This is a genomic window from Dietzia sp. SLG310A2-38A2, from assembly GCF_014145095.1.
Classification (GTDB): Bacteria; Actinomycetota; Actinomycetes; order Mycobacteriales; family Mycobacteriaceae; genus Dietzia.
This window is the reverse complement of the sequence record NZ_JAALDX010000285.1, coordinates 1-5,460: the sequence shown is the minus strand read 5'-3', so window position 1 is coordinate 5,460 and position 5,460 is coordinate 1. Positions and strand designations below refer to the sequence as shown.

Annotated in this window: 7 protein-coding genes; 2 read left to right on the top strand and 5 right to left on the bottom strand. The window is 67.5% G+C overall.

The window, feature by feature from the left end; translation table 11 throughout:
- Window positions 1-42 precede the first annotated feature (42 nt).
- Complete coding sequence (locus G6027_RS10505; protein WP_182637131.1) at window positions 43-858, bottom strand: glutamate ABC transporter substrate-binding protein; 816 nt, start codon at window positions 856-858, stop codon at window positions 43-45.
- A gap of 94 nt (window positions 859-952) precedes the next feature.
- Window positions 953-1,687 carry an amino acid ABC transporter ATP-binding protein gene (locus G6027_RS10500; RefSeq protein ID WP_182637130.1) on the bottom strand — a complete coding sequence of 245 codons (735 nt, stop codon included), beginning with the start codon at window positions 1,685-1,687 and terminating at the stop codon, window positions 953-955.
- A 95-nt stretch (window positions 1,688-1,782) separates the two neighbouring features.
- On the opposite strand from G6027_RS10500, the gene G6027_RS10495 reads away from it, so the two are divergent.
- Both G6027_RS10495 and G6027_RS10490 read left to right on the top strand, forming a co-directional pair.
- Window positions 1,783-3,021, top strand: coding sequence for a fatty acid desaturase (locus tag G6027_RS10495; protein WP_182637129.1), 1,239 nt, complete (start codon window positions 1,783-1,785; stop codon window positions 3,019-3,021).
- Between the two features lie 56 nt (window positions 3,022-3,077).
- Window positions 3,078-3,506, top strand: a complete 429-nt coding sequence (locus G6027_RS10490; RefSeq protein ID WP_182637128.1) for a hypothetical protein — start codon at window positions 3,078-3,080, stop codon at window positions 3,504-3,506.
- A 21-nt stretch (window positions 3,507-3,527) separates the two neighbouring features.
- Here the strand turns inward: G6027_RS10490 and G6027_RS10485 are convergent, their stop codons facing one another.
- From G6027_RS10485 to G6027_RS10475, 3 genes are all read right to left on the bottom strand, one after another.
- The gene (locus G6027_RS10485; protein ID WP_179523730.1) at window positions 3,528-3,806 is read right to left on the bottom strand and encodes a WhiB family transcriptional regulator; all 279 of its coding nucleotides are present in this window, start codon (window positions 3,804-3,806) and stop codon (window positions 3,528-3,530) included.
- Between the two features lie 214 nt (window positions 3,807-4,020).
- The gene (locus tag G6027_RS10480; RefSeq protein ID WP_182637127.1) at window positions 4,021-5,007 is read right to left on the bottom strand and encodes a glycosyltransferase; all 987 of its coding nucleotides are present in this window, start codon (window positions 5,005-5,007) and stop codon (window positions 4,021-4,023) included.
- 44 nt (window positions 5,008-5,051) lie between these two features.
- A partial coding sequence (locus G6027_RS10475; protein WP_182637126.1) for a DJ-1/PfpI/YhbO family deglycase/protease occupies window positions 5,052-5,460 on the bottom strand: 409 nt, incomplete at its 5' end.

Below are 5,460 nucleotides of genomic sequence, written 5' to 3'. Positions count from 1 at the left end.
CGCCACCGTTCACCGGTGGCGCGGAGGGGATGACTGGTCAGATCAGGCGCATGCTTCCGGGTTGGGCGGGTTGCCCTCACCCGGCGTGAAGCCGGCCGGCCCGAGGTTCTCCTCCACGGCGGTGTCCCAGCTGCCGTCGGAGATCATCTCGCGGATGGCCTCGTTGATCTGCTCGCACTTCTCCGTGTCGCCCTTCTGGATACCGATTCCGTAGAGCTCCTCGGAGAAGGGGGAGCCGACCACCTTGAGCTGGCCCTGGTACTGGTCCTGGGCGGCGTAACCCGCGAGGATCGTGTCGTCCGTGGTGAGCGCGTCGACCGCGTTGGACACCAGCGCCGAGACACACTCGGAGTAGGTGCCGAACTCCTGGAGGTTGACCCCCGGGACCTCTTCCTGCACGTTCTGGGCGGAGGTCGACCCGGAGACCGAGCACAGGCGCTTGCCGTCGAGCGACTCCGGCCCGGTGATGCTGTCGTCGTCCGCGCGGACCAGCAGGTCCTGACCGGCGATGAAGTACGGTCCGGCGAAGTCGACCTTCTCCTTGCGGGAGTCGGTGATCGAGTAGGTGGCCACGATCATGTCCACCTGTCCGGTCTCGAGGAGGGTCTCGCGCTGCGCGCTCGGCGCCTGGACCCAGTCGATGTCCTCGGCGGGGGTGCCGAGCTTCTCGGCCACGTAGGTGGCCACGTCCACGTCGAGTCCGGTGTAGTCGTTGCCCTCCTTCAGCCCGAGGCCCGGCTGGTCGTACTTGATGCCGATCCGGAGCTGGTTCTCGCCACCGTCGTCGTTCCCGCACGCGGCCAGGCCGAGAGCCAGTGTGACCGCCGCTGCGGCCGATCCGATCCGTCGGAAGTTCATGTGTGCTCCTCGTGAAATGGGTGGGTGGAGATCTGTGGGAATGCGGCTCTGGGATGGGAGGTCGGTGGGGGTGGAACTACTGGCCCGAACCGCCTCAGTTGGTCAGGATCTTGGAGAGGAAGTCCTTCGCACGCGCGCTCTGCGGATTGGTGAAGAAGTCCTCGGGGGTCGCCTGTTCGACCAGTTCCCCGTCGGCCATGAAGATGACGCGGTCGGCGGCCTTGCGAGCGAATCCCATCTCGTGGGTCACCACGACCATGGTCATCCCGGACTTGGCCAGCCCGGTCATCACGTCGAGGACCTCGTTGATCATCTCCGGATCCAGGGCGGAGGTGGGCTCGTCGAACAGCATGACCTTGGGGTCCATCGCGAGGGACCGGGCGATGGCCACGCGCTGCTGTTGACCACCCGACAGCTGTGCCGGGTACTTGGCCGCCTGGTGCTCCACACCGACCCGCTCGAGCAGCTCCATCGCGCGCTTCTCCGCGACGGCCTTGGACTGTTTGCGCACCTTGATGGGCCCGAGGGTCACGTTCTCGAGGATCGTCTTGTGGGCGAACAGGTTGAACGACTGGAACACCATGCCGACGTCCGCGCGGAGCTTGGCGAGTGCCTTGCCCTCCTCGGGCAGCTCCTTGCCATCGATCGTGATCGAGCCCGATTCGAAGGTCTCGAGCCTGTTGATCGCGCGGCACAGCGTCGACTTACCCGAGCCCGAGGGGCCGATCACGACGATGACCTCTCCCTGATCGATGGACATGGTGATGTCCTTGAGCGCCTGGAAGTCACCGAAGTGTTTGTTCACGCCTGAGATCTCGACGAGTGCCATCACAGGATCATAGGCACAGAAGGACGCGATATCGGTTAACACGGCGTCACGACGGAACGGTCGACAACCGGCAGCCCGCTCCGTACGGTCTATACATGGCGATATCAGACGTGAAGGAATACGCCCATCTCTCCGCCGAGGACGTCGAGACGATCGGTGAGGAACTCGACGCGATCCGCCAGGAGGTCGTGGATTCGCTCGGCGAGTCCGACCGCCGATACGTGCAGGACACCATCAAGCTCCAGCGCGGCCTCGTCTCCGGCGCCCGCGTCGTTCTCCTCTTCTCCGGGTACCGCCCGGCCTGGCTCCTGGGCACCGCCATGCTGGGCGCGGGCAAAATCATCGAGAACATGGAGCTCGGGCACAACGTGATGCACGGGCAGTGGGACTGGATGAACGATCCGGAGGTCCACTCCACCACGTGGGAGTGGGACATCGTGGGCACCTCCGAGCACTGGAAGGCCACCCACAACCACCATCACCACACCTACACCAACATCATCGGGATGGACGACGACGTCGGGTACGGCGTGGTCCGCGTGACGCGAGACCAGCCGTGGAATCCGGCGTACTCGCTGAACGTGGTGTGGAATACGATCCTGGCGTTCACCTTCCAGTGGGGCGTGGGGGTCCAGCACCTCGAGATCGCGCCGGGCACCATCAACTCGTCCGGCCGGGCGGAGCAGAAACGGCGCATCGGGCAGTTCCTGCGCAAGGCCCGCCGCCAGGTGGGCAAGGACTACGTGTGGTTCCCGCTCCTGTCGGGCCCCAACTGGAAGTCGACGATGTCGGCCAACGCGACCGCGAACGTCATCCGGAACCTGTGGTCCAACGCCGTGATCTTCTGCGGGCACTTCCCGGACGGTGCGGACAAGTTCACGCTCGAGGATCTCTCCGAGGAGACCCAGGCGCAGTGGTACCTGCGTCAGATGCTCGGCTCCGCCAACTTCACCGGCAGCCAGCTCACCCACTTCATGTCGGGCAATCTCTCGTACCAGATCGAGCACCACCTCTTCCCCACCATCCCGTCCAACCGGTACGGCGAGATCTCCGAGAAGGTCCAGGACGTGTGTCGGCGCTGGGATCTGCCGTACACGACGGGCCCGCTGTACAAGCAGTACTGGCAGTCGTGGCGCACGATCGCCAAGCTCTCGCTGCCGAACCGCTTCCTCAAGGCCTCCACGGACGACGCGCCGGAAACCAGGTCAGAGCGCATGTTCGAGGGCGAGCCGCGGACCTACAACGATCACCAGGGGCCCCGGTCAGGCCTGGTCACCGCTCTCAAGCACCGGACCGACCCGAATCAGCTCCGGCGCCTGACCCGCACGGTCTGACGGTGGAGGAGGACCGGGGGGACGAGGGGGCTGCCAGCGGAGACCGGACGCCGAGCGTGGATGAGGCACACCGCCGTCCGCCCGGCGCGACCGACGCCGAGGTGGAGGCCGCAGGCACCGCCACCGAGGCACTGGAGTACGTGGAGCGGGCCCGGGGGCACCTCTATGACCTGCACCAGCTCATCGGGCGGGCGGACATCCTCTACCAGCAGGCCGCAGACCAGCTGGACGCGGCCGGCCGCACCGAACTCGCGGAGCTGATCCGGACCGAGATGGTCGGGGTGAACGTCCTCCACGGGCGGTGGACGTTCCAGATGGTCGAGGAGTTCGACGACGGGTTCTGGACCACTGCCCGAGAGGTCAGCAAGGCCGTCCGGGACGAGGTCACCGACGGGCGTCGCCACGTCTATGAGGCGGAACTCAAGGAGCGGAACCGGTCCGCGGGCAACACGGGTCATGAGGCGACCCCGCGGGAGAGTCTCTAGCCTCCGCGGGGTCGGCCGGTGTCAGCCGGTCCGGTGTCGGCCCGCCATGGCGTGCCGTTCGGACTCGGTCGTCCCACCCCAGACCCCGTACAGTTCCTTCGATTCCATGGCGAACTGCCGACAGGGGTCGAACACCGGGCAGCCCTGACAGACGGCCTTGGCCCTCTCCTCCTTGCGACGGCGTTCGCCCTTCGATTCGTCCTCTGCGCTGTAGAACAGGTCTTCGAGATCAATGCAGGCGGCATCGTCCCGCCACGACCAGAACTCCGCAGTGGGTTCGAGGTTCCTGTATCTGGGCACGGCGCCTCCTTCCCGCGACGCTGAAGTGCTCTGCCATGAGCCCTGATTGTTCAGAACGCGGTTGACTCCATCCTGTCAGCCGACAGGGAGAGGTCAAGCGGAAACCAATACACCAAGGCGTGCCTAACTACCTGAAAACGCCTCTGCCGCTTGCTTAGTCAGCAACATTTTCGCGGAAGTGAGAATTCGGCAATGCGGCACCGGCCGTACCTCGTCACCTGGCGAGTCCTGTCGTGACGGCCCGGATCACCTCGGCCGCCCGGGAGGCCGCTCCGTCGACACCCCACCACGATCTGATCCCGGTCGACTCCCCGTCGCGGAAGCGGTCGACCTGTTCCGTGACCGCCCGGGCGACGGCCGTCGGGCCGTTGCCGTAGCGCATCACGGAGGCCCCCGGCATCCCGTCGAGGGCGTCGGCCGTGGCGTCCTGCTCCCCGTACGGGCGGCGGCTCGGGACCACCACCAGTGGGACGTCGGCACAGGCGGCGTCGGCCACGGACGCCTGTCCGGCCCCGGTTACCACCACGTCCGCAGAACACAGCTCGGGCCACGGGTCCTCGTGCCACGACCCGTCCGGGCCGCCGATCTCCAGCCATTCGGTCACCCCGAGATCGCGAGCGGTGGTCCTGACCGCCCGCCAGAACCTGTGGTCACCACCCGTCCCGGAGCCGTTCAGATGGACCACCCGGGGCCGAGGACGATCCCGTGGTTCACGGTCCCGACGCTCGAACCGGGACACGCCGCCGATCTCCGCCACCGGGCTCTCGGTCCGCCGCAGTGTGGCCTGGTGCACGCCCGGGGGCCACGCCCCGATCAGGCGCTCCGCCGCACGGACCCGCAGCAGGTGGGGCTCGTCCTCCCTCACTCCGGGAGGCAGGGTGCTGACCATCGGGATTCCGGTCATCCGTGCGGCCAACGACATGGCGGGCGAGGAGTCGACCCAGAACGCGCGGGGTTTGGCGCGGTCCATCCACGCGACAGCCACGCGACGGGCGTCGAGGGTGATCTCCTCCGGAGACTCCCGGTCCCCGGTCTCGGCGGGGAGGTGGACGACCCGGGTCCCCTGCGGGAGGAGCGCGTCGTCGATCTGTCCTGCGATCAGCATCGTCACGTCGAGGCCCCGCTCCCGCAGTGCGCCGATCACGGGGAGCACGCGGTGGAGATGACCACGCCCGCGGTCGTGGACGTAGACGCCGATCACATCCTCACCCCCATAGTCGCTGCGCCCGACCGGTCCCGGGTGCCCTAGTCCACTCCGCGGATAGCTCCCAGGAGGGCGTCGCAGAAGGCGGGGAGATCGTCGGGGTTGCGGCTGGTGAAGACGCCGTCCGAGCTGACCAGCTCCTCGTCCACCCAGTCGGCACCGGCGTTGGCCAGGTCCGTGCGCAGGCTCGGGTAGGAGGTGACGCGGCGCCCGCGGACGACGTCGGCCTCGATCAGGACCCACGGCGCGTGGCAGATGGCCAGGACGGGCTTGCCGGCCTCGACCATCTCGCGGACGAGGGTGACCGCGTGCTGGTCCCGGCGCAGGGCGTCCGGGTTGGCGACGCCGCCCGGCAGGACCAGGACGTCGACGTCGGCGGCGGACACGTCGGCGCTCGTCCGGTCGACCGCCTGGGTGCCGGCCGGGGTGAGATGGTCGACCAGATCGACA

Coding starts and splice junctions, on each gene's coding strand:
- G6027_RS10505 (WP_182637131.1), bottom strand. CDS start 858: ATGAACTTCCGACGGATCGGATCGGCCGCAGCGGCGGTCACACTGGCT.
- G6027_RS10500 (WP_182637130.1), bottom strand. CDS start 1,687: ATGGCACTCGTCGAGATCTCAGGCGTGAACAAACACTTCGGTGACTTC.
- G6027_RS10495 (WP_182637129.1), top strand. CDS start 1,783: ATGGCGATATCAGACGTGAAGGAATACGCCCATCTCTCCGCCGAGGAC.